This window comes from Mycobacterium sp. HM-7 (assembly GCF_053852335.1).
In genome coordinates, this window is sequence record NZ_CM132657.1 from 428,186 (window position 1) to 447,795 (window position 19,610).

Here is a 19,610-nt window from a genome sequence, read left to right on the forward strand (position 1 = left end):
CATGCCGATTGTGCGGGTCGCGGTGCTCGCCGCAGGCGACGAGCAGGGTGGTCGCGGGCGACTCACCGACGTCGCACTGCCGGCGGGCCTGGCCCTGCGCGAGATCGTGCCCGCGGTGCGGCGCATCGTCGGAGTCAACGGGGCACCCGACTCCGCAGGCTCCGCCGAGCTGTCGCTGGCCCCGCTGGGTGGTGCGGCGTACAGCCTCGACGCGACCCTCGACACGGTCGGCGTCGTCGATGGTGACCTGCTGGCGCTGCAGCCGGTGCCCGCGGGTCCGCCGGCCCCGCGGATCGTCGAGGACATCGCCGACGCGGCCGCGATCTTCTCTGCCGCCCGCGAAAACCCCTGGGGCAATGCGCACATACGCCGTTTCGCGGCGTGGGCCGTCGTGGTCTTGACGTTGCTCGCCACCGCGCTGGCCACTCTGGTGCGGGTACGCACCGGCCAGCCGGCCGGCCTGTTCACCGTCGTCGGCGTGGCGGTGCTGACCGTCGCCGCCGCTCTGTTGACCCGGCCCGCCATGCCGCGGCTGGCGACCGCCCTGAGCCTGGCCGCCCTGCTGCCGGTCGGCGCCGCCTTCGCGCTCGCAGTCCCCGGACCGTTCGGTCCGGCCGGCCTGCTGCTCGGGGCGGCCGCGGTCGCCGCCTGGTCGATCGTCAGCATCACCGTCGGCGGGCAGGCCATCGCCGCGTTCACGGCCACGACCGTCCTCGGTCTCGCCGGCGTGATCGTCGGCGGTGCCGCGTCGATCTGGCGGCTGGGCAACGGCGTGATCGGTGCTGTGCTCATCGTTTTCGCACTGCTGGTCATGGTTCAGGCCGCGCAACTGTCGACCCTGTGGGCGCGGTTCCCGGTGCCGAACATCCCGGCGCCCGGTGACCCGACGCCGTCTGCCCTGCCGCGGTCGGTGCTGGCCGACCTGCCGCGCCGTGTTCGGGTGTGCGACGCGCACCAGACCGGCTTCCTTGCCGGGGCCGTGCTGACCCTCACCGCCGGTTCGGTGGTCCTGGTGGCCGGGGCGACCCCGTCACCGTGGGCCTGGTACGTCGTCGCGGCGGCCGCCCTCGCAACGGCTCTGCGGGCCCGCATCTGGGACTCGGTGCCGTGCAAGGTGTGGCTGCTGAGCCAGCCGTATCTGGTTGCGGCCGTGCTGCTTACGATGTTCGCCGTCGGTGGGCACTACGCCAACGCGTGGTGGGCGCTTGGTGCGCTGGCGGCGCTGGTGGCGGTGGGTGTGGTGGCCGCGCTCAACCCGCAGGTGGCCGACCCACAGACGTACTCGCTGCCGATGCGTCGCCTGGTCAGTTTCGCGGCGACGGCATTGGACGCTTCACTGATCCCGGTGCTGGCCTACCTGGTGGGTCTGTTCGCCTGGGTCATCAACCGGTGATGGTGGCCATCCGGCGCGGAATCTCCGTCCTGGCAGTCGCTTTCGCCGCCTCGGCCGGCGTGGTACCGGCGGGGCTGTTGCCGGCCGCCGGTGCCATCGTGCCGCCGCACGTCGACGAGCATGCGACCCCGCCGTCGGGCAGTGTCGGTCCGGTCGCGGCGATGGGTCAGCGCGGACCGTGCATCACGGCCGGCGTGCTGCCCGGCACCGACCCGGGCGCCCCGGGTCCGGGCCACACCCAGCTCAACGTGCCGGGTGCCTGGTCCTTCAGCCGCGGTGACGGACAGACGGTGGCGGTCATCGACACCGGCGTCCATCCCGGCCCGCGGTTGCCCAATGTCCAGGGTGGCGGTGATTTCGTGGAAAGCACTGACGGACTCACCGATTGCGACGGCCACGGCACCTTGGTCGCGGGACTGATCGCCGGTCAGCCGGGTTCGGACGGGTTCTCCGGCGTCGCGCCGGGCGCCCGCATCCTGGCCATCCGTCAGACGTCCGAGCGCTACGCCCCGCGCGGCAACGGGGGAGACCCGGCCGCGGCGCACGCAACCATCGCGGTCGCGACGCTGGCCCGCGCCGTGGTGCATGCCGCCGACCTGGGTGCCAAGGTCATCGCCATCACGGCGGTGACGTGCCTGCCCGCCGATCGGCCGGTCGATCAGACCGAACTGGGTGCGGCGCTGAAATACGCCGCGCAGGAGAAGGATGCGGTGATCGTCGCCGCCGCAGGCAATGATCGTGCCGGCCTGGCCGGTGGCCCGTCGTGCGAGGCGAATCCCCTGGACAATCCCGGGAACCCAGCCGACCCGCGGAACTGGGCCGGCGTCAAGTCGGTGTCGATCCCGTCCTGGTGGCAGCCGTACGTGCTGTCGGTCGGGTCGCTGGACGCCGCCGGACAGCCGTCGGACTTCACCACGCCCGGGCCGTGGGTGGGCATCGCGGCACCAGGCGAGAACATGGCGTCGACCGGCGTGAACGGCCTCGCCAACGCGCTGCCGAATGAGCGCGGAGATCTGTTCCCGTTGCGCAGCAGCAGCTATGCCGCGGCATATGTCGCAGGCGTTGCGGCCTTGGTGCGCAGTCGATTTCCCGCGCTGAACGCCGCTGACGTGACACACCGGCTGACCGCCACCGCGCACGGTGCCGCGCGCTCGCCGTCGAACCTGGTGGGCGCGGGCGTCGTCGACCCCGTCGCCGCACTCACCTGGGATCTGCCCGCGACAGCCCCGGCCCCGAAATCTGTCGCGGTGGCCATGCCGCCCGAGCCGGCCCCGCCGGACACCACGCCCCGGACCATTGCGTTCACCGGTGCGGCAGTGCTGGCGATCGCCGCGCTGATCGCCCTGGTCGCGTACCGAAGAAAGGACGGTGCCCGATGACGGCCCGAATCACGTTGGCATTGCTGGTGATCGTCCCGGCGGCCATGACGTTTCCGTGGCACACGACGCCGCAGAAATGGATCCTGGGCATTGCCGTCGCGGTGGTGCTGCTGGTGTTCGCCTGGCGGCGCGGCATGTTCCTGACCACCATGGTGGCGCGCCGATTCGCGGTGTGGCGCCGGAACCGGCGCGGCCCGGCGCGGCCGGCGGCGGGTCAGGTCACTGTCGTGCTGGAAGCTGATGAATTCCCTTATGACGCACTGCCTCTCGTCGCCTCCTACGTGGACCGCTACGGCGTGCGGTGCGATTCGGTGCGCGTCACGGAACGTCAGCTCGACGGTGCGCGCACCGCGTGGGTCAGTGTGACGGTGGCGGCTACGTCGAATCTTGCTGCGCTGCAGGCACGGTCGTCGGACCTGCCGCTCGCGGACATGGCGGAGAAGGTGGCCCGACGGCTGGCCGACCAGCTGCGTGAGGCCGGTGCGCCGGTCGTGGTCACCGAAGCGGCGCCTTCGCTCCGATCAGACGAGGCGCGCGAGACGTGGCGTGCGGTCCGCGACGGGGACGGGTACCTCACGGCCTACGGACTGCCCGCCGATCAGCGGCTGCCGGAATGCCTGACCGCGCTGGCCTCGACGACAGAATTGTGGACGGTACTCGAGTTCTCGCCTGGCGCAACGATTTCCGCGGCTTGCGCGGTACGTACGGCCAACGCGCCTGCCGCCGCCGCGGTCGCGGGCCTCACGCGCGAGTCGGGCCGGCAGGGGCCGCTGCTCGCGGCGATGGCCCCGGCGTCGGCCGGCGGGCTCGGCACGCGGCCGGGTGTGCTGACCACGGAGTTGCTCACGGAGCTGTCCGGGCTCGGCGTCGACGCCGCGGTTGAGTCCGCGGCCAGGGTGTAGAAGTTCGAGTAGGCAGCGCCCTACCCGCAGGGTCAACGGGCCGGGCGTGCCCGGTCGGCCTGACGGTCGCTGCCGAACATGAAGGGACCGAGGAACTTGGTCATCCGGCGCAGGTAGTCGGGCTGACTGACGTGCAGGATGTGGTTGCCGGGGAACCAGTGGAACGCGCAGCGATCCCAGTGTTTCCACAGCAATTCGGCCTGCTGCGGCGGTGCCAGCCGGTCACCCAGCCCGGCGATGATCAACCGGCGATCCTGCGGCACCAGCGGCACGTAATTCAGCGGTGAGTGGTACTGCCCCGCTGCGGCGACCAGACCCTCATCGGTGTGGGCCAACCGGTTACCCAGCTTGACGAGCAGGTTGGCCGGGAACCATTCGTCGACCGTGCGGTCCGGTGTCACCACGGGGACGTTCGGGATGACGGCCTGGATGCGGTCGTCGACCGAGGCGATCAGCGCTGAGGTGTAGCCGCCCAACGACATCCCGGTCAGCGCAATGCGATCGACCCCGGTGTGCTCCAGATAATCGAGCACAGAACGGAAATCGTGCACCGCTTGCGCCATGGCCTCGGCGAAGCCGGGGACGCCGTCCATGAAGAAGCCGTAGCCGCTGTACGGAGAGCCCTTCTCGGCCCGCGGCCCGTGGAACGGCAGGGTGTACAGCAGGACGTCATACCCGGACCGGAAGAACCACGGCAGCGAGAAGAACAAGCCGTTGAACAGGTAGGGCGAGCCCATGAACCCGTGGATCACGCACAGCGTGGGCCGCGGACCGTCGTCGTGCCGCCAGTGCTGCGCATGCACCACGTTGTTGCGGGTGTAGCCGCGGCGCCGCTCGCGGATCCCGGGGTACACGGCGTCGTAACTGCTCTGGAACGAGATGTTCTCTACCCGGCCGCGCGCGACCCACTGCGCGACCGGACCGGCGGGGCGGGCGGACACCAGGGGAGGGCCGCTGGGCGCCGGGAAGCACTGTTGCGGGTCCCTGGTGGTGGCGAGTTCGGCATAGAACCGCAGGGCGGCTGGGTCGTCGCCGGCGCGGTTGCGCACCGCCGAGGCGGCCATCCGCGGAATTATGCCGGCACCGATCACCGAGGCCAACGCGGTACGAAGCCCCAGGTCAGCCGCGGCCGAGGAGTCGACGATCAGCTTCTGCTGCCACGTCAGGTCGGCCCGTCGCGGCAGTCCGCGTGCGGTGGCATCCGCGCCCGGTACGTCGGGGACCGGGACGGGTGGGTTGAACGCATCGTCTTGCGGACTGGTCACGTTCGGATGCTAACCCCGGCCCTCTGCCCGCGTCAGCTGATCGTCGAGATCGAACACCCTGGCGGCGTTGTGGTACAGCACTTTTCGCAGCCAGTCGTCGTCGGCGGCGACTTTGGTGAGCACGTCGAGGGACTCGGCATACCGGTAAGGGATGTTGGGGAAATCGCTGCCGAACAGGATGCGGTCACCGAGCTCGGCGAGGCGCGGCAATTCGGCGGGCGGGAACGGCATGGTTTCCTCGATGAACGGGGTGAATGCCATGGTGGTGTCCAGGTGCACGCCGTCGAATTGTTCGCAGAGGTCCAGGAATTCGCTGTATTCGGGCATGCCGAGGTGCGCGATGATCAGTTTCAGTCCCGGGTGCCGGTCCAGCACGGTGCGGACCTGGCCGGGGCCGGTGTGCACGCCCGGGGTCGGGCCGGAACCGCAGTGGATGATCACCGGAACACCGGCATCGTCGATGGTGCCCCACACGTCGTTGAGCAGGGGGTCGGCCGGGTGGTAGGCGCCCACCTGAATATGCGCCTTGAAGACCTGGGCACCCCCGGCGATGGCGTCGGCGACATAGGTGGGCGCGCCGGGCTCGGGGAAGAACGTCGCGGTGGACAGGCAGTCCGGGGTCTGTGCGGCGAACTGCGCGGCCCACTGGTTCAGCCACGCCGCCATGTCGGGCTTGTGCGGATAGACCAGCGAGGTGAACGCCAGCACCCCGAAACCGCGCAGCGTCTCCAGCCGGTGCTGCTCCTCGGTGCGATAGGTGATCGGCCAGGTGCGGCCGGTGAGCGGCCCGGCACTGTCGAAGTAGTTCCACACCTTGTCCATCACGTTCTTGGGCATGAAGTGGGTGTGCACATCGATCAGGCCCGGAAGGCCCAGCGACTGCCAGAGGTCGCGTACTGACTCGTCCATTACCCAACAGAATGGCAGGCACGTGGCAGCGGCTTTCACTCCCCGTCGCTGCGCTCGCCCTGGAGGCGGCAGGATGGGGATGTGTGGAACCCGGACACCTACCTCGCCTTCGCTGACCATCGTGGTCGGCCGTTCTACGACCTGCTCGCGCGCGTCGGTGCCCAGGCGCCCCGGCGGGTGGCCGACGTGGGTTGTGGCCCGGGGAATCTGACCGCCACGCTGTCGGAGCGTTGGCCCGGCGCGGTGATCGAGGCGGTGGACAACTCACCGGAGATGGTCGCGGCGGCCCGGGCGCGCGGCGTCGACGCCCGGGTGGTTGCCGCCGCCGACTGGGCGCCCGCCGCGGACACCGATGTGATGGTGAGCAACGCTGTGCTGCAATGGGTTCCGGAACACCGCCAGCTGTTGCGGCGGTGGGTGACGCAACTGCCGAAAGGCGCCTGGCTGGCGTTCCAGGTACCCGGCAATTTCGACTCGCCGTCGCATCAGGCCGTGCGGGAGGTGGCTCGGCGTCCGGAGTTCGCCGAGGCGCTGGCCGATATCCGGTTCCGGGAGACAAACGTGGTCGACGATCCGGCGGGCTACGCCGCGCTGCTGACCGCCGCGGGCTGCGCCGTCGACGCGTGGGAGACCACGTATCTGCACCAACTGACCGGTGAAACCCCGGTGCTGGATTGGATCACGGGTACCGCGCTGACCGACGTCCGCTCCCGGCTGACCGACGAAGCCTGGGAGCAGTACCGCCAGGCCATTATCCCGCTGCTGGCGCAGGCGTATCCGCCCCAGCCCGACGGCACGACGTTCTTCCCGTTCCGCCGGATATTCGTGGTGGCCCAGACGTGAATCAGTGAATCTGCTGGTACTGGTGCTGAGTCGGGGTTCCGGGCTGGGGGCCGCTGTTCTGGTGCGCGACGATCTGGTGCACTGAGCTCGAGGTGGTGTTCGGCGCGGCATGGGCGGACGTGGCCAGGCCGATCGCGATCAGTCCGGGCGCGACGGTCAGGCCGACGACGATGATGAAGTAGCTGACCCAGCGGGTGACGATGCTCATCTGAATTCTCCTGCTGCTGTGGGCTTTTGCTGTCGTATCCGGAGTGATCCGGTGTTGACTCAAGAGTCCCGCAGCGGGCCCGTGGTGTCTGTCCGCCAGCCGGGCCCTCAATAGGATGAATTCTCTGTCCCCCAATCGGGGGACAAGGCGGGATTTGTGCACGTTTTTCCGCGGTAGCCGCGGAAAAACGTGCACAAATCACTGGTCAGCGGAGGGCGTTGAGCGCCCCCAGCACCTGGGCCACCAGCTTGTCGATGTCGGCGCCGGTGGTGTCGACCACCAGATCCGGGTTCTCCGGCGGCTCGTAGGGGGCGTCCACACCCGTCAGACCCCGTAGCTCACCGGCCTTGGCCCGCGCGTACAGGCCCTTGGGGTCGCGCTTTTCGCACTCGCTCCGTGGGGTGGATACGTAGACCTCGATGAACGGCAGCTTGGCGACGGTGCTGAGCTCGCGGGCGGTGTCCCGGTCCGACTTCAACGGAGACACCAGCGAGGCCAGCGCGACGACACCCGAGTCTGCCAGCAGCCGGGCGAGGTGACCCACGCGGCGGATGTTCTCGGCCCGGTCGCCCGCGGAGAATCCGAGGTCGTCGGACAGCCCGTGCCGGATGTTGTCGCCGTCCAGCAGGTAGGCGACCTGTCCGGTCTCGACCAGTGCCCGCTCGACCGCGACGGCCAGCGTCGACTTGCCCGATGCAGGCAACCCGGTGAACCAGATGGTGGCGCCCCGCTGCCCGGTCCGCGCCCACCGGTAGGACCGGTCCAATGACGAGTGGTGCCAACGGATATCGCTGCGCGAGTGGGTGCCGAGCTTGACCTCGCGCGGCTCGGTGATGGTGCCGGCGCCGACGGTGTCGTTGGACGTCTCGTCGATCAGGATGAAGGCGCCGCTCTCCCGATTGTCGCGGTACGGGTCCGCGATCACCGTGGAGCTGGTTCGGAGCGTGACGGCGCCGATGTCGTTGAGTACCAACTCGACCGGCTGATCGATGTCGTCCAGAGTCTCGGGATCGAGTCGGGTGTGCAGCGCCTGCACCGTGGCCCGGACGGTGCGGGTGCCCTGCTTGAGGGCCAGCCGATCACCGGCCCGCAGCGGGGTTTCGGCGAACCAGCACACCGTCGCGTCGAGTTCACGGGCCAGCACTGGGACCGTCGCGTTCTCGGCGCCGCTGACGAGCACGTCACCGCGGCCGACATCGATGTCGTCGGTCAGCTCGATCGAAACCGACAGGGGGGCAACGGCAATGGTGCGGTCGTCATCGAGGGTGTCGACGGCCGTGACGGTCGAGCTGGTGCCCGCCGGCAGGCTGAGTACGGTGTCGCCGACCCGCAGGGTGCCGGCCGTGAGTCGGCCGGTGTAGCTGCGCCGTTGTTCCGAGGTGGGCCGGGACACCCACTGGATGGGCAACCGGAGCTTGGATGGCTCGGGCTGCGGCGCGCTGAGTTCGATGCCCTCCAGGTACTCGAGCAGCGTCGGCCCCTCGTACCACGGGGTGTTTTCCGAACGGTGCACGACGTTGTCGCCGTGCTTGGCGGCCAGCGGGATCACCGTCAGGTCCACCGCCCCCAGCCGCGCCGCGACCTGCCCGAGTTCGTCGTGCACGGCGTCGAACCGGGCCTGGTCGAAGCCGACCAGGTCGATCTTGTTCACCGCCGCCGCGAAATGCTTGATACCCAACAGCTTTGCGATCCGTGCGTGGCGCAGGGTCTGCCGCAGCACCCCGGTGCGGGCATCGACGAGCAGGATGGCCACATGTGCGTTGGAGGCGCCGGTGAACATGTTGCGGGTGTAGCGCTCGTGCCCCGGGGTGTCGGCGAGGATGTAGCTGCGCGCCTCGGTGGAGAAGAAGCGGTAGGCCACGTCGATGGTGATGCCCTGTTCGCGTTCGGCGCGCAGGCCGTCGGACAGGGCGGCCAGGTCGGCGACCCCGTCATCGTCGGTGACTGCGTCCAGGTGGTCCAGGGGCAGGCTGTCGGTGTCGTGCAGCAGCCGGCCGATCAGGGTGCTCTTGCCGTCGTCGACGGAGCCCGCCGTGGCGATACGCAGCAGTTGTCGAGTAGACATCAGAAGTAACCCTCTCGCTTGCGGTCTTCCATCGCCGCCACCGACGTCCGGTCGTCGGCTCGGGTCTCGCCGCGTTCGGACACTGTGGCAGCGGAGATTTCGGCGATCACGCTCGCGATGTCGACGGCTTTCGAGCGCACGGCGCCGGTGATGGTGAGGTCGCCGACGGTGCGGTAGCGCACCCATTCGACCGCGGCGGTCTCGTCACCGGTCGGCTGCGTGTACTCGGACACGGCGAGCAGGATGCCGTCGCGTTCGAACACCTCACGCTCGTGCGCGAAGTAGATCGACGGCAGCTCAAGGTTTTCCAGCTCGATGTAGCGCCAGATGTCCAGCTCGGTCCAGTTGGACAGCGGGAACACCCGGACCTGCTCACCCTTGCGGATGCGGCCGTTGTACAGCGACCAGGGCTCGGGCCGCTGGGCGCGCGGGTCCCACTGGCCGAACTCGTCGCGGAAGCTCAGGATGCGTTCCTTTGCGCGGGCGCGTTCCTCGTCGCGGCGAGCGCCACCGAATGCGGCGTCGAAGCCGCCGGCCTCCAAAGCGTCCAGCAATGTGCGGGTCTGCTGCCGGTTACGCGACGCCCCCGGGCCCGGATCGGCAACCCGGCCGGTGTCGATGCTCTCCTGCACCGACCCGACGAGCAGCTTGTGCCCTCGACCCGTCGTGCGGCGATCCCGGAAGTCGATGACCTCGGGGAAGTTGTGGCCGGTGTCGACGTGCAGCACCGGAAACGGCAGCGGCCCCGAGTCCGTCCCGTCGCTGCGCTCGCCACCGCGCCGGAAAGCTTTCTCCGCCAACCGAAGTAGCACGATCGAGTCCTTGCCCGCGGAGAACAGCAGCACCGGGCGGTCCAGTTCGGCCACCACCTCGCGGATGATGTGCACGGCCTCGGCTTCCAGCAGTCGAAGCTCGTCGACGTGGATGGTTTCGGTGCTCATACCGGCAGCCCTTCCTTTTCGGCTTCGGCGCGGTACCGCTCCACCCAGTCGTCCGAACGCTGATCGGCCTGCCGTTCCAGCACCGGTCTTGGTGCCAGCCTGCGGTCCTGGCCGAGCGCCTCGAGGACGTCGCCGACGACTTCGGTCAGGTTGCGCCACAACACCGGATACGGCACTTCGATGCGGTTGACGTTCTCGTCGAGGAACCATTTCTGCCAGCCCTCTTCCTGAGCCCGCAGCATGCGCACGACGTGCGCGATCGCACCGGCGTGGTACTCGGCACGGGCGTCGCGCACCGGGTCGGGACGGCCCCGCCAGACGCGGGTCTGCACCGCGCGCCAGAACGACACCGCCTGGGAGACCACGTCGGGCCGATGGACATGGATCAGCACCGGATCGGAGCCGACGACGTCGCGGATGGCGGCCAGCAGTCCCTCACCGGACCGGTCCGGCAGCCCCTCGGCCCGGCGTTGCAGCTGTGCGGTCTGATTCCACATGAGCTTGCCGCCCCAGATTCCGTTGGGCGTGCGGCCGGCGGTCTGGATGTAGTCGCGCCAGATGGTCGCGGGCGCCAGTTCGGGCCTGCCGTCGATCAGCGGGTCGAGCAGCCGCAGGATCGATTCGTCGTCGGTGTCGGCGAACCATTCCCGGGGCTGTGGCGACATGCTGGTGTGCGGCAGGTACTGAAAGAACTCCTGCGGTTCGCCGGCGACACCGGTGGCGCGCAGCGACTCAACCAGAAGCGTGCTGCCGCTGCGCTGTGAGGCGAGGACCAGATAGGCCGTCGGTGCTGTCATGGCGCAAGAGCCTAGCTGGCGCTGAAATCCCTTGCAGAGTGGGATTTTTCGCACAATGAGTATTAGTCTTGCGACGTCGATTCCGGGTTGATTCCGCGGTCGGAAGCCGCCGCGGACCGGCTCGCGGCAGGGCGTCCGTGGATGCTCAGATAAGTCCCGGTGTAGCGGTCGGAGATCTGTGTCCCCGTGAAATCAGACGGTATGACATCGCCCGTCTGCTGTCGCCAGGTGTTGAGCTTGAGCGCCAATTGTGCTGCCACCGCATGGTATTCGGGCTGCACGTCGAGCAGCAGGTTGTGCCGCTCGCTGGGATCGGTGCGCAGGTCGTACAGCTCGCGCGCAGGGCGGGGGGCACCGATGGCCGGCTGCACGGCCCGGCCGGGCGGGCTGTCGGCGATGTCCCACGGCAGGTCCAGCAGCGGACGCGATGCATAGTTCTCGATGTAACTGAAGTCTTTTGTTCGCACTGCGCGAATGGGGTCGAACGAGTCGTGGTAGGTCTTCGCGGTGTAGACCGCCTCGCGCACGGCGGGCAGAGTCTGGGCCCCGGTCAGGGCCCCCGCGTGCGAAAGGCCCTCCACCTCAACCGGAACGGGCACGCCGAGCAGTTCCAGCAGCGTCGGCAGCAGGTCCACGCCGCTGAACAGTTCGTCGTAGACGTGCGGCTCGATGCCCGCGTCCCGCGGCGGGCGCACGATCATGGCGATGCCGGTCCCGGCGTCGTACAGCGTCGATTTGGCCCGCGGTAGCGCCGGGCCATGATCGGTCAGGAACACAACCCATGTGCTGCGGTCCAGTCCGGCGGCTTCCAGGGCGTCCAGCAGCTGTCCCACCGCCGCGTCGGCGACCGCGATGGAACCGTAGAACTCGGCGAGGTCGTCCCGCACGCTGTCGGTGTCGGGCAGGTAGTCGGGGACGGTGACGGTGTCGCCGGCCGCGGGTTCGTAGCGTTCCCGCGGGTAGGGCCGGTGGGTCTCGAAGAACCCGGTGGTGAGCAGGAACGGCTGCTGCGGTGGTGCCTCGAGCCACCGCAGGGCCTGCTCGACGACGTACTCACAGAAGGAATTCGACACGTCGTATTCGTCGAACCCCAGCCGCGACGGAAACGACGTCTCGTGTTGCATCCCGAACAACGCTGTGTGCCAACCGGATTCGGCGAGTAGTTGTGGCAGCGTCTGCACGCCGGCGTGGTACTCCCAGCCGTGATGCGCCAGCCCCACCAGCCCGTTGCTCTGCGGGTAGCGCCCCGTGAACAACGAACCCCGCGACGGCGAGCACAACGGGGCGGTGGCGTGGGCCCGGGTGAACAGGATGCCTTCGGCGGCCAGCTGGTCCAGCCGGGGACTGCTGACATCGCGGTGGCCGTACGCCCCGAGGTAGCGCCCGAGGTCGTGCCAGTGCACGAACAGCACGTTCTGGCCCGGCGTGTGGGGCATGGGTCGGCTACCTCCTGCGAATCGGATGACGGAACCAGTCATCTGACCGTGTACCGGCTTGCCGGGCAAGGGTTTTACGCCAAGCGATTTGTGCACGATCTTCCGCGCCACCCGCGGAAAATCGTGCACAAATCACTGGTGTCAGCGCCAGGCGAACACCGGCTGCTCGAGTTCGTCGACCGGGTCCGGCCGCCCTTCCAGGCCCAGCCAGCGCATCTGCAGCAGGACGGCACCGGTGGGCGCGTGGATGAGGTCGTTGCCCAGTGGAATCTGCACCACGGGACGGTCACTCTCGGGAATCGCGATGAACCGCGGCGAATCCGGCCGCTGCAACTGGTGCAGCCCGACGCGGTACACCGCCAGCACTTCGTCCGGCGACGGCTGCGGGTCGAGCCGGCCACCGCCCCACATCACCACGGGCGTGATGACGTATCCGGAGCGGGTCGCGTAGTCGTCGAGCAGGCCCAGCACCGACTCTTCCGGCAGTTTGATGCCGACCTCTTCGTGCAGTTCCCGCAGCGCGGCGTCCACGACGGTCTCGCCGGGATCCAGCCGCCCGCCGGGCAGGGCCCACTGCGCGGAGTGGGAGTTCAGCCGGGACGTCCGGCGGCACAGGAGAAACGCCGCGCCGCCGGCGACGTCGACCATGCGGCCGTCCAGGTTCTGGTCGGGCAACGGCCGCCCGCCGATCCATTCGTCGACCGGGGCCGGGTCGATCCGATCTTCGCCGGGCTCGGAGTCCACCAGCACGATGGCGACCGCGGCGTGGCGCTTGCTCGGGTCGTCGACCACCCGGCGCCGGTGGCCGGACAGGTGCGTCCCGATCTGCGCGCGCAGTGCTTCGTCGTACCGGATCGTCATCGGCCCGACGCTACGCCCCACCGATTCAGGCGTTCGGCGGCATCCCGCACGCGACGTACACGTACTTGTTCGGGACGTCGAAGGTGAAGGCCCGGGTGGGCAGCGCGGCCAGCAGGTCGGCGGGTAGCGGAGTCTTGTAGCGCAGGGACATCGAGCCCTCGAAGCTCGGGTCGACGGCGGAGAGGTCGGCGGCGTCCAGCAGCAGACCGGAGTCGTCCAGTTCGGCCTGGACCATGGTGCCGTCGGGATCGTCCCACAGGTGGTTGACGGTCTTGGCGCCCTTCTTCGGGACCGACGACAGCGTGCCGAGCAGCCGCTTCTCGGTGATCACCAGGGCCCCCACCAGGCTGCGGAGGGTGCTCTTGGCGACTTTGCCGGGCACATGACCGGAGAACCGGAACGTCACCGGGACGAACTCGGCGACGTGGAGAAGCCCTTCGGACTGGAGTTGCTCACGAATCTCGTCGGGCAGGTTTCCGATGCCGAGCAGCTTGCGCAGCAGAACAGCCATGCCCTCAGCGTAAGCGCCGGGGACGTAGCTTGGTGCAAGCTCAGCCGCGGTTCGGGAGAATCGTGATGGTTTTCGTGGCTGTCACCGGTGCGCCGCCGTCGGGTGGGGTGATCGAAATCGCGACGACGTAGTCGCCCGCGACGTGTTTGATGTACACAGCGTTGTCGTAACCACGGGATCCGCCGGTGCAGTTGCTGCTGCGGCGGCGCTCGTTGAGGCCGTTCGGGCCGGTGACGTCGATGACCACCGTGCAGTCGTCGGACTTGACGTCGCCGTTCTCACCGCGCGCATGCCACTCGAGCTCGAAGTTGGCCCCTCGTGAGCAGCTGCTGTCCGGTTCCAGCTGGTAGGAGTCCGGACCGACCTTGTCCATGCAGAACGTGCCGACCGCTCCGACGGTGACTGAACTGATCGCCGTCTTGGATGCGCTCGTCGTGGTTGTCGTCGTCGTCGTTGTGCTCGGGGGCGTCGTCGTGGTCGTGGTGACGGTCGTCGTTGTCGTCGTGGTTGTGGTCGTGGTGCTCGAGGATGCCGACGGCCCGCTCGGTGTGGACTGGTTGCCGCCGGTACAACCGGCGACAGCTAACGCGACCGTGACGCTGCCGAGTGCAAGCTGGACGAATTTCACCGTTACCCCCTTGGTATTTCGACTGACTCGTGCCGGATTGGTGTACTCGCAGCAAGTTATCAGCTAAGAGGGGTGGCGTAGGCCTGATCGACGGTGTCGAGTCGACCAGATCAGTTGGCGGGCAGGACGTGTTCTCCGGTCTTGTCCGTCGCCAGGCACAGCGAGCAGATGTAGCCGCCCTGCGCCGAGGCGAGCATGTCCGGCCGCTCGTACTCGTGGTGGCAGTTCTGGCAGAGCAGGTGCTCGTCGGACGGGTTGCCGTACTCGTCGTACATCGGCAGGTCGATGCCGTCGTCGGTGCGGCGCAGGTAGTACTTGCCCTTCGTCGCGATGGCGAAGATCGGCGGCAGCACCAGGCCCAGCACGATCGCCACCAGCGGCGAGTACGGCCGCAGGGCCTCACCCAGCCCGCCGAAGAACGCGATCACCGACAGACCCGCCGCGATCAGCATGGATCCGAAGCCGACGGGGTTGAAGGCGTACAGCATGCCGCGGCGGAACTCCGGCTTCATCGGCGAGAGCTTCAGCAGGAACTTGTTGATCGCGATGTCACTGGCCACCACCACAATCCAGGCCATGCCGCAGTTGGCGTAGAAGCCGAGGATGGTGTTCAGGAAGTCGAACATGTTCGCTTCCATCAGCACCAGCGCGATCAGCAGGTTGACGCCGAGGAACACGATCCGGCCGGGGTAGTGGTTGGTGATGCGGGTGTAGGAGTTGGTCCAGGCCAACGAACCTGAGTAGGCGTTGGTGACGTTGATCTTGATCTGGCTGATCACCACGAGGATGACGGCCAGGGTCAGTGCCAGCCACTTGGGCAGGAAGTTGTCGTAGATCTCGAGGAACTGGTGCACCGGCTGGTTGGCCACGCCGGCGCTGTCGGCGACGTGCCCGATCAGGTAGACCGCCAGGAACAGGCCGATGATCTGCTTGATGGCGCCGAAGAACACCCAGCCCGGTCCGGCCAGGAGCATCCAGGTCCACCACGACCGCTTGTTCTCCGGGGTCTTCGGGGGCATGAACCGCAGGTAGTCGTTCTGCTCGGCGATCTGGGCGATCAGTGACAGGCACACGCCCGCGGCCAACAGCGTCGATCCCATGTCGAAGCCCTTGACACCGTTGGCGCCCTGGTAGGCGAAGAAGTCGTGGATCGATTCGGGGTGCGAGATCAGTAGGTAGCCGAACGGCGCGACCATCAGGACGAGCCACAGCGGGGTGGTCCAGACCTGCAGCGTCGAGAGCACCTTCATGCCGTAGATGACCAGCGGGAAGATGATCAGTGTCGAGGCCGCGTAGCCGAGCCATAGCGGTAAGCCCAGGCCCAATTTGAGGCCCTGGGCCATGATCGACCCTTCGAGCGCGAAGAAGATGAAGGTGAACGTCGCGAAGATGACGTTCGTGACCACCGAGCCGTAGTAGCCGAAGCCGCTGCCGCGGGTCACCAGGTCCAGGTCGATGTTGTACCGGGCCGAGTAGTAGGCCACCGGGAACCCGGTCAGCAGGATGACGACCGCGAAGATCGCGATACCCGCCAGTGCGTTGGTGGTGCCGTACGAGATGCCGATGTTGGCACCGATCGCGAAGTCGGCCAGATAGGCGATACCGCCCAGCGCCGAGATCCCGACCACGCGCGTCGACCATTTGCGGTAGCTGCGCGGTGCGAAGCGGAGGGTGTAGTCCTCCAAGGTCTCTCGCGTCGCGGTCAACCTGTCCTGATCGACTTCTGGTGCAGCGGCAGGCGGCAGCTGCTCCTGGCTGAGGTCTTGGGTCATGGTTAGCGAAGCTATGGTCAGTTTGTTTCATGGCCGTGACGAATATGTTCCGGCCCGTAGCGAATTTCCGGCGCTCGCGCGCACCCGAAAGGAGACCGGTGACGAACCGCAACCGCTGGCTGATCGGAGGCGCGGCCGCCATCGGCTACGCCCTGCTGTGGGTCGGCTGGGTCGCGCAGTGGTCCTGGGTGACGACGCTCGACGCGTCGCTGCTCGAACCCGCGCACCGCTACGGCGCGGCGCACCCCGGCTGGGTGCTGGGCTGGAAATGGCTGTCGTTCGTCTTCGGCCCGTGGACCTACCGCATCGTCGCGGTGGTGGTCGCGTTCGTCGCGCTGGCCCGGCGGCAGCGGCGTACCGCGATCTTCCTACTTGTCGCGGTCGTGTCGTCGGGGTTGGTCACCGAGGTCGCCAAGGACATCGCACAACGAGCGCGGCCGCTGACCGCGCTGGCGCACGAACCGTCGTGGTCGTTTCCGTCGGGGCATGCGCTGGGCACCATTGCCGGTGCCCTGGGGTTGTGCGCGGTGTTCCGGATCGCTCAGGTGGCGCGCGTCCGGCTGATCGAGGCGCTGTGTGCGGTGATCGTGGTGCTCGTCGGGGTGAGCCGGGTGGTGCTCAACGTGCACAACCCGACCGACGTCCTCGCGGGTTGGTTGCTGGGTGGGTTGTGGTTCCTGCTGTGCCTGCCGCTGCTGATTCCCGGACGCCTCAAAGCCGCCGCTGATTCGCCGGTACCCGGCTGACGCCCTATCGTGCCCAAACCTTGACCCGCCCTGGCTTGACCTTCCAGCGGGCGGTTCTCGACCATGGACGGGTGCGCCGACTGTTCGCTTTGCTGTGTGCTGCCGCGCTTGCGGTGGCACTGGCACCCGTCGGCAATGCGGTGGTCACACCATGGTTCGCCAACTCGGTGGGTTCGGCCACGCAGGTGATTTCGGTTGTGGGCGTGGGCGGTTCGTCGGCCAAGATGGACGTGTACCAGCGCGGACCCGCGGGCTGGGACGCCGTCGCTGTCGGCATCCCGGCGCACGTCGGGTCAAAAGGCATGGTCCCGCAGAGCCACGACGGCAACCTACAGACCCCGATGGGCATCTTCACGCTGCCGTTCGCGTTCGGTACCGCGGCCAACCCCGGGACGGGCCTGCAGTACGTCCAGACCACACCGGACCACTGGTGGGACGGCGACACGAAGAGCCCCACCTACAACACCATGCAGGTGTGCAAAAAAGCGCAGTGCCGCTTCGACACCGACCCCGCCAGTGGCACCGAGAACCTCGACATCACGCCCTACAAGTACGCCGTCGTCATGGGCGTCAACCCGCAACGGACGCCCGGTAACGGCGGCGCGTTCTTCGTTCACATCGGCGACGGCCCGACGGCCGGGTGCGTGGCGATCGACGAGGGCACCCTGGTGAAGATCATGCGATGGCTGCAACCGGGAGCGCTGATCGCCGTTGCCAAGTGATCAGATATGAAGGGCAGAACCGGGTTTCGGCTTGAAATTCACATTTTCGAGCGGCCTCGTCGGGTCGTGGGTGCGGTCGGGGCCGGCCACGCCGATGCACCGGCCGTCCGTACGGCGATCTTGTCCACAGCGCGGACACAGCGGACGAAAAGCAATCTGGGAGAACGCCGTTCGCACGTGTCCCGAGCTGAGCTGACGCGGTCGCAGGTTAGGGTGGTGGGGTTATGAGCCACCAGTTGGGGTTGTCGATCGGGACGACCAACCTGGTCGCAGCGCGCGTCGGTGAACCACCCTTGGTGCGGCGCGCGGCGCTGCGCCTGTTCCGTGACCGCGCGCCCCAGGTCGGGTTGTCCGCGGACGTCGTCGACGACGGCGTATCACTCCGCGGTTTCGTCGAGCGGGTCGGCGATCCGGTGCCGATGGTGGCGCCAGACGGCACGGCGTATCACGCCGACCAGCTGGTGGCCGAGGCGCTGGACGCCCTGATCGAAGCGGCGGGCGGCGAGCCGCCGACGGGACAGCTGGCGATTTCCGTTCCGGCACATTGGGATACCGCGACATTGCGAGCGATGCGGGCCGTGATGCGATCGAATCCGAGTCTGGCGCCCAACGGGGTTCCGGCGCGGCTGGTGTCCGACGCGGTGGCGGCACTGACCGCGCTGCACGCCAATCCCGGTCTGCCCGCGACCGGCACCGCCGCGCTGCTCGATTTCGGTGGCGGCGGCACCAGCATCACACTGGCCGCGGCGGACTCGTCGTTCGAACCCATCGACACCGTGCGGTACACCGAATTCTCCGGCGAGGCCGTCGATCAGGCGCTGCTGTCGCATGTGCTCGACCGGGTGGGTGGCGCCGGCGGGGTGGATACCGCGGGCACCGCGGCTGTGAGTTCGCTGGAAAAGCTCCGTGAATCTTGCTGTGCGGCAAAAGAACATCTGTCGGAGGCCGAGACGGCGACGGTGCCGGTGGACATCCCGGGTCACCAGGGTGACGTCGAGGTCACCCGCGCCGAGTTGGCCGAGCTGCTGGACGAACCGCTGACCGGGGTCCTTGCGGAGCTCGATGAGCTGTTGCAGCGCAACAAGATTCCGTGGCAGTCGGTCAGCTCGGTGGTTGCGGTCGGCGGCGGTGCCCGGATACCGATGATCAGTGCCCGGCTGGCTACGCACGTTGCCGCAAAGGGTGCCGCGGGAACTCTCGTCACCACTCCGCAACCCGCGCTCGACGCCGCGGTGGGGGCGGCTCTCTTCGCGGTGTACGGCGCGGACTCCGCTGCCCAGACCGGGATGGCTCCGGCCGCATCGCTGGGCACCGCGCCGACCGCCGCTGTCGACGGTGGCTCGGCCACCGCACCCGCTGCCCTCGTCACCGATCTCGACCTGCCGGCCGACACCGCGGCCGACCGCGTGGTCAAGGCCACCGGCCCGTCGTTGGCCTGGTCCGAAGACTCTGCCGGCGGCGGAGACCTGCTGCCCTATTCCGGCGACGACGCCTTCGGCGACACCACGGCCACCCGCGCGATCGCGCAGTACGTAGCGCCGGCCGCGCCGGTGGTAGCAGAGCCGTCCAAGGCCTGGCAGCGGCTTCCGCTGATCGTGTTCGGCGTCGCGACCCTGGCCGCGATCGCGGCCGTGGGCGGCGTGACCATCGCGTTGACCGGTGACCGCAAGCCCGTCGCGCCGCCGTCGACCACGGCGCCGCCCTCGACGAGCGAATCCCCGACGCCACCCCCGCCGCCGCCAGCCGAGCCGCCGCCGCCCAGCACGGTCACCGTGACCAGCGAGGTCCCCGCGCCACCACCGGCGCAGCCCAGTCCGACGTACCAACCGCCGGTCACGCACGCACCGGCACCCACGCACACCACGACGACGCATGCCCAGACGACGACTCCGCCGCCGGTGACGACCACCGCCACCACCGCCACCACCGCCACCACGACGGAGCCGCCACCGCCGCCACCGCCGCCCACGACGGAGACGACCTCGGCGGCGCCGACGATGACGACGAGCTATATCCGGCTGCCGTTCGTCCCCGTCCCGATCCCGATCCAGGTGCCCAAGGGACCAGACCAACCGGTGGAATCGCAGCCGCCGGCCAACCCGTACTACCCGGGGCAGCCGCAATACCCGTACGGGCAGTACCCGCAGCAATATCCGCAGCAATACCCGTATTGACGAGGCGAACTGCAACGAATTCGGCCGATTTAAAGTCGGTATTTGCTATTGACATCAG

The 19,610-nt window shown here is 68.4% G+C and carries 18 protein-coding genes; 7 read left to right on the plus strand and 11 right to left on the minus strand.

The window, feature by feature from the left end; all coding sequences use genetic code 11:
• Position 1 precedes the first annotated feature (1 nt).
• The 3 genes from eccD to eccE are packed head-to-tail and all read left to right on the plus strand — an operon-like array spanning position 2 to position 3,674.
• On the plus strand, positions 2-1,393 hold the full coding sequence (gene eccD, locus ACWW1C_RS01950) for a type VII secretion integral membrane protein EccD (protein WP_455981862.1): 1,392 nt from the start codon (positions 2-4) through the stop codon (positions 1,391-1,393).
• Positions 1,393-2,772: a type VII secretion-associated serine protease mycosin gene (gene mycP / locus ACWW1C_RS01955; protein WP_455981863.1), complete on the plus strand. Its 1,380-nt coding sequence runs from the start codon at positions 1,393-1,395 to the stop codon at positions 2,770-2,772. The genes eccD and mycP overlap by 1 nt, the downstream gene beginning before the upstream one ends.
• A complete protein-coding gene (gene eccE, locus ACWW1C_RS01960) occupies positions 2,769-3,674 on the plus strand; it encodes a type VII secretion protein EccE (protein WP_455981864.1) in 906 nt (301 codons plus the stop codon). Before mycP ends, eccE begins: the two co-directional genes overlap by 4 nt.
• Before the next feature lie 32 nt (positions 3,675-3,706).
• On the opposite strand, the gene ACWW1C_RS01965 is transcribed toward eccE, so the two are convergent.
• Positions 3,707-4,939, minus strand: a complete 1,233-nt coding sequence (locus tag ACWW1C_RS01965; RefSeq protein WP_455981865.1) for an alpha/beta hydrolase family protein — start codon at positions 4,937-4,939, stop codon at positions 3,707-3,709.
• Positions 4,940-4,948: 9 nt separating this feature from the next.
• Positions 4,949-5,848, minus strand: coding sequence for an amidohydrolase family protein (locus ACWW1C_RS01970; protein WP_455981866.1), 900 nt, complete (start codon positions 5,846-5,848; stop codon positions 4,949-4,951).
• An 81-nt stretch (positions 5,849-5,929) separates the two neighbouring features.
• Here ACWW1C_RS01970 and ACWW1C_RS01975 point away from each other — a divergent pair, with 81 nt between their 5' ends.
• Entirely contained in the window at positions 5,930-6,691 is a 762-nt protein-coding gene (locus ACWW1C_RS01975) for a trans-aconitate 2-methyltransferase (protein WP_455981867.1), read from the plus strand.
• 1 nt (position 6,692) lies between these two features.
• On the opposite strand, the gene ACWW1C_RS01980 is transcribed toward ACWW1C_RS01975, so the two are convergent.
• The 9 genes from ACWW1C_RS01980 to ACWW1C_RS02020 form a co-directional block, all read right to left on the minus strand.
• Positions 6,693-6,899, minus strand: a complete 207-nt coding sequence (locus tag ACWW1C_RS01980; protein ID WP_455981868.1) for a hypothetical protein — start codon at positions 6,897-6,899, stop codon at positions 6,693-6,695.
• Between the two features lie 205 nt (positions 6,900-7,104).
• Complete coding sequence (gene cysC, locus ACWW1C_RS01985; protein WP_455981869.1) at positions 7,105-8,964, minus strand: adenylyl-sulfate kinase; 1,860 nt, start codon at positions 8,962-8,964, stop codon at positions 7,105-7,107.
• Positions 8,964-9,905, minus strand: coding sequence for a sulfate adenylyltransferase subunit CysD (gene cysD, locus ACWW1C_RS01990; RefSeq protein ID WP_455981870.1), 942 nt, complete (start codon positions 9,903-9,905; stop codon positions 8,964-8,966). Before cysD ends, cysC begins: the two co-directional genes overlap by 1 nt.
• Positions 9,902-10,702 carry a trehalose 2-sulfotransferase gene (gene stf0, locus ACWW1C_RS01995; RefSeq protein ID WP_455981871.1) on the minus strand — a complete coding sequence of 267 codons (801 nt, stop codon included), beginning with the start codon at positions 10,700-10,702 and terminating at the stop codon, positions 9,902-9,904. The genes cysD and stf0 overlap by 4 nt, the downstream gene beginning before the upstream one ends.
• Before the next feature lie 62 nt (positions 10,703-10,764).
• Positions 10,765-12,138 carry a sulfatase family protein gene (locus tag ACWW1C_RS02000; protein ID WP_455981872.1) on the minus strand — a complete coding sequence of 458 codons (1,374 nt, stop codon included), beginning with the start codon at positions 12,136-12,138 and terminating at the stop codon, positions 10,765-10,767.
• Between the two features lie 141 nt (positions 12,139-12,279).
• A complete protein-coding gene (locus ACWW1C_RS02005; protein ID WP_455981873.1) occupies positions 12,280-12,999 on the minus strand; it encodes an NUDIX hydrolase in 720 nt (239 codons plus the stop codon).
• Between the two features lie 25 nt (positions 13,000-13,024).
• Positions 13,025-13,510, minus strand: a complete 486-nt coding sequence (locus ACWW1C_RS02010) for a hypothetical protein (RefSeq protein ID WP_455981874.1) — start codon at positions 13,508-13,510, stop codon at positions 13,025-13,027.
• A 40-nt stretch (positions 13,511-13,550) separates the two neighbouring features.
• Entirely contained in the window at positions 13,551-14,138 is a 588-nt protein-coding gene (locus ACWW1C_RS02015; RefSeq protein ID WP_455981875.1) for a hypothetical protein, read from the minus strand.
• 110 nt (positions 14,139-14,248) lie between these two features.
• Complete coding sequence (locus ACWW1C_RS02020) at positions 14,249-15,910, minus strand: purine-cytosine permease family protein (RefSeq protein ID WP_455981876.1); 1,662 nt, start codon at positions 15,908-15,910, stop codon at positions 14,249-14,251.
• Between the two features lie 98 nt (positions 15,911-16,008).
• Here ACWW1C_RS02020 and ACWW1C_RS02025 point away from each other — a divergent pair, with 98 nt between their 5' ends.
• The 3 genes from ACWW1C_RS02025 (at position 16,009) to ACWW1C_RS02035 (ending at position 19,552) form a co-directional block, all read left to right on the plus strand.
• Positions 16,009-16,656, plus strand: coding sequence for a phosphatase PAP2 family protein (locus ACWW1C_RS02025; RefSeq protein WP_455981877.1), 648 nt, complete (start codon positions 16,009-16,011; stop codon positions 16,654-16,656).
• A 71-nt stretch (positions 16,657-16,727) separates the two neighbouring features.
• A complete protein-coding gene (locus ACWW1C_RS02030; RefSeq protein WP_455981878.1) occupies positions 16,728-17,378 on the plus strand; it encodes a L,D-transpeptidase family protein in 651 nt (216 codons plus the stop codon).
• A gap of 224 nt (positions 17,379-17,602) precedes the next feature.
• The gene (locus ACWW1C_RS02035) at positions 17,603-19,552 is read left to right on the plus strand and encodes an Hsp70 family protein (protein WP_455981879.1); all 1,950 of its coding nucleotides are present in this window, start codon (positions 17,603-17,605) and stop codon (positions 19,550-19,552) included.
• Positions 19,553-19,610 lie beyond the last annotated feature (58 nt).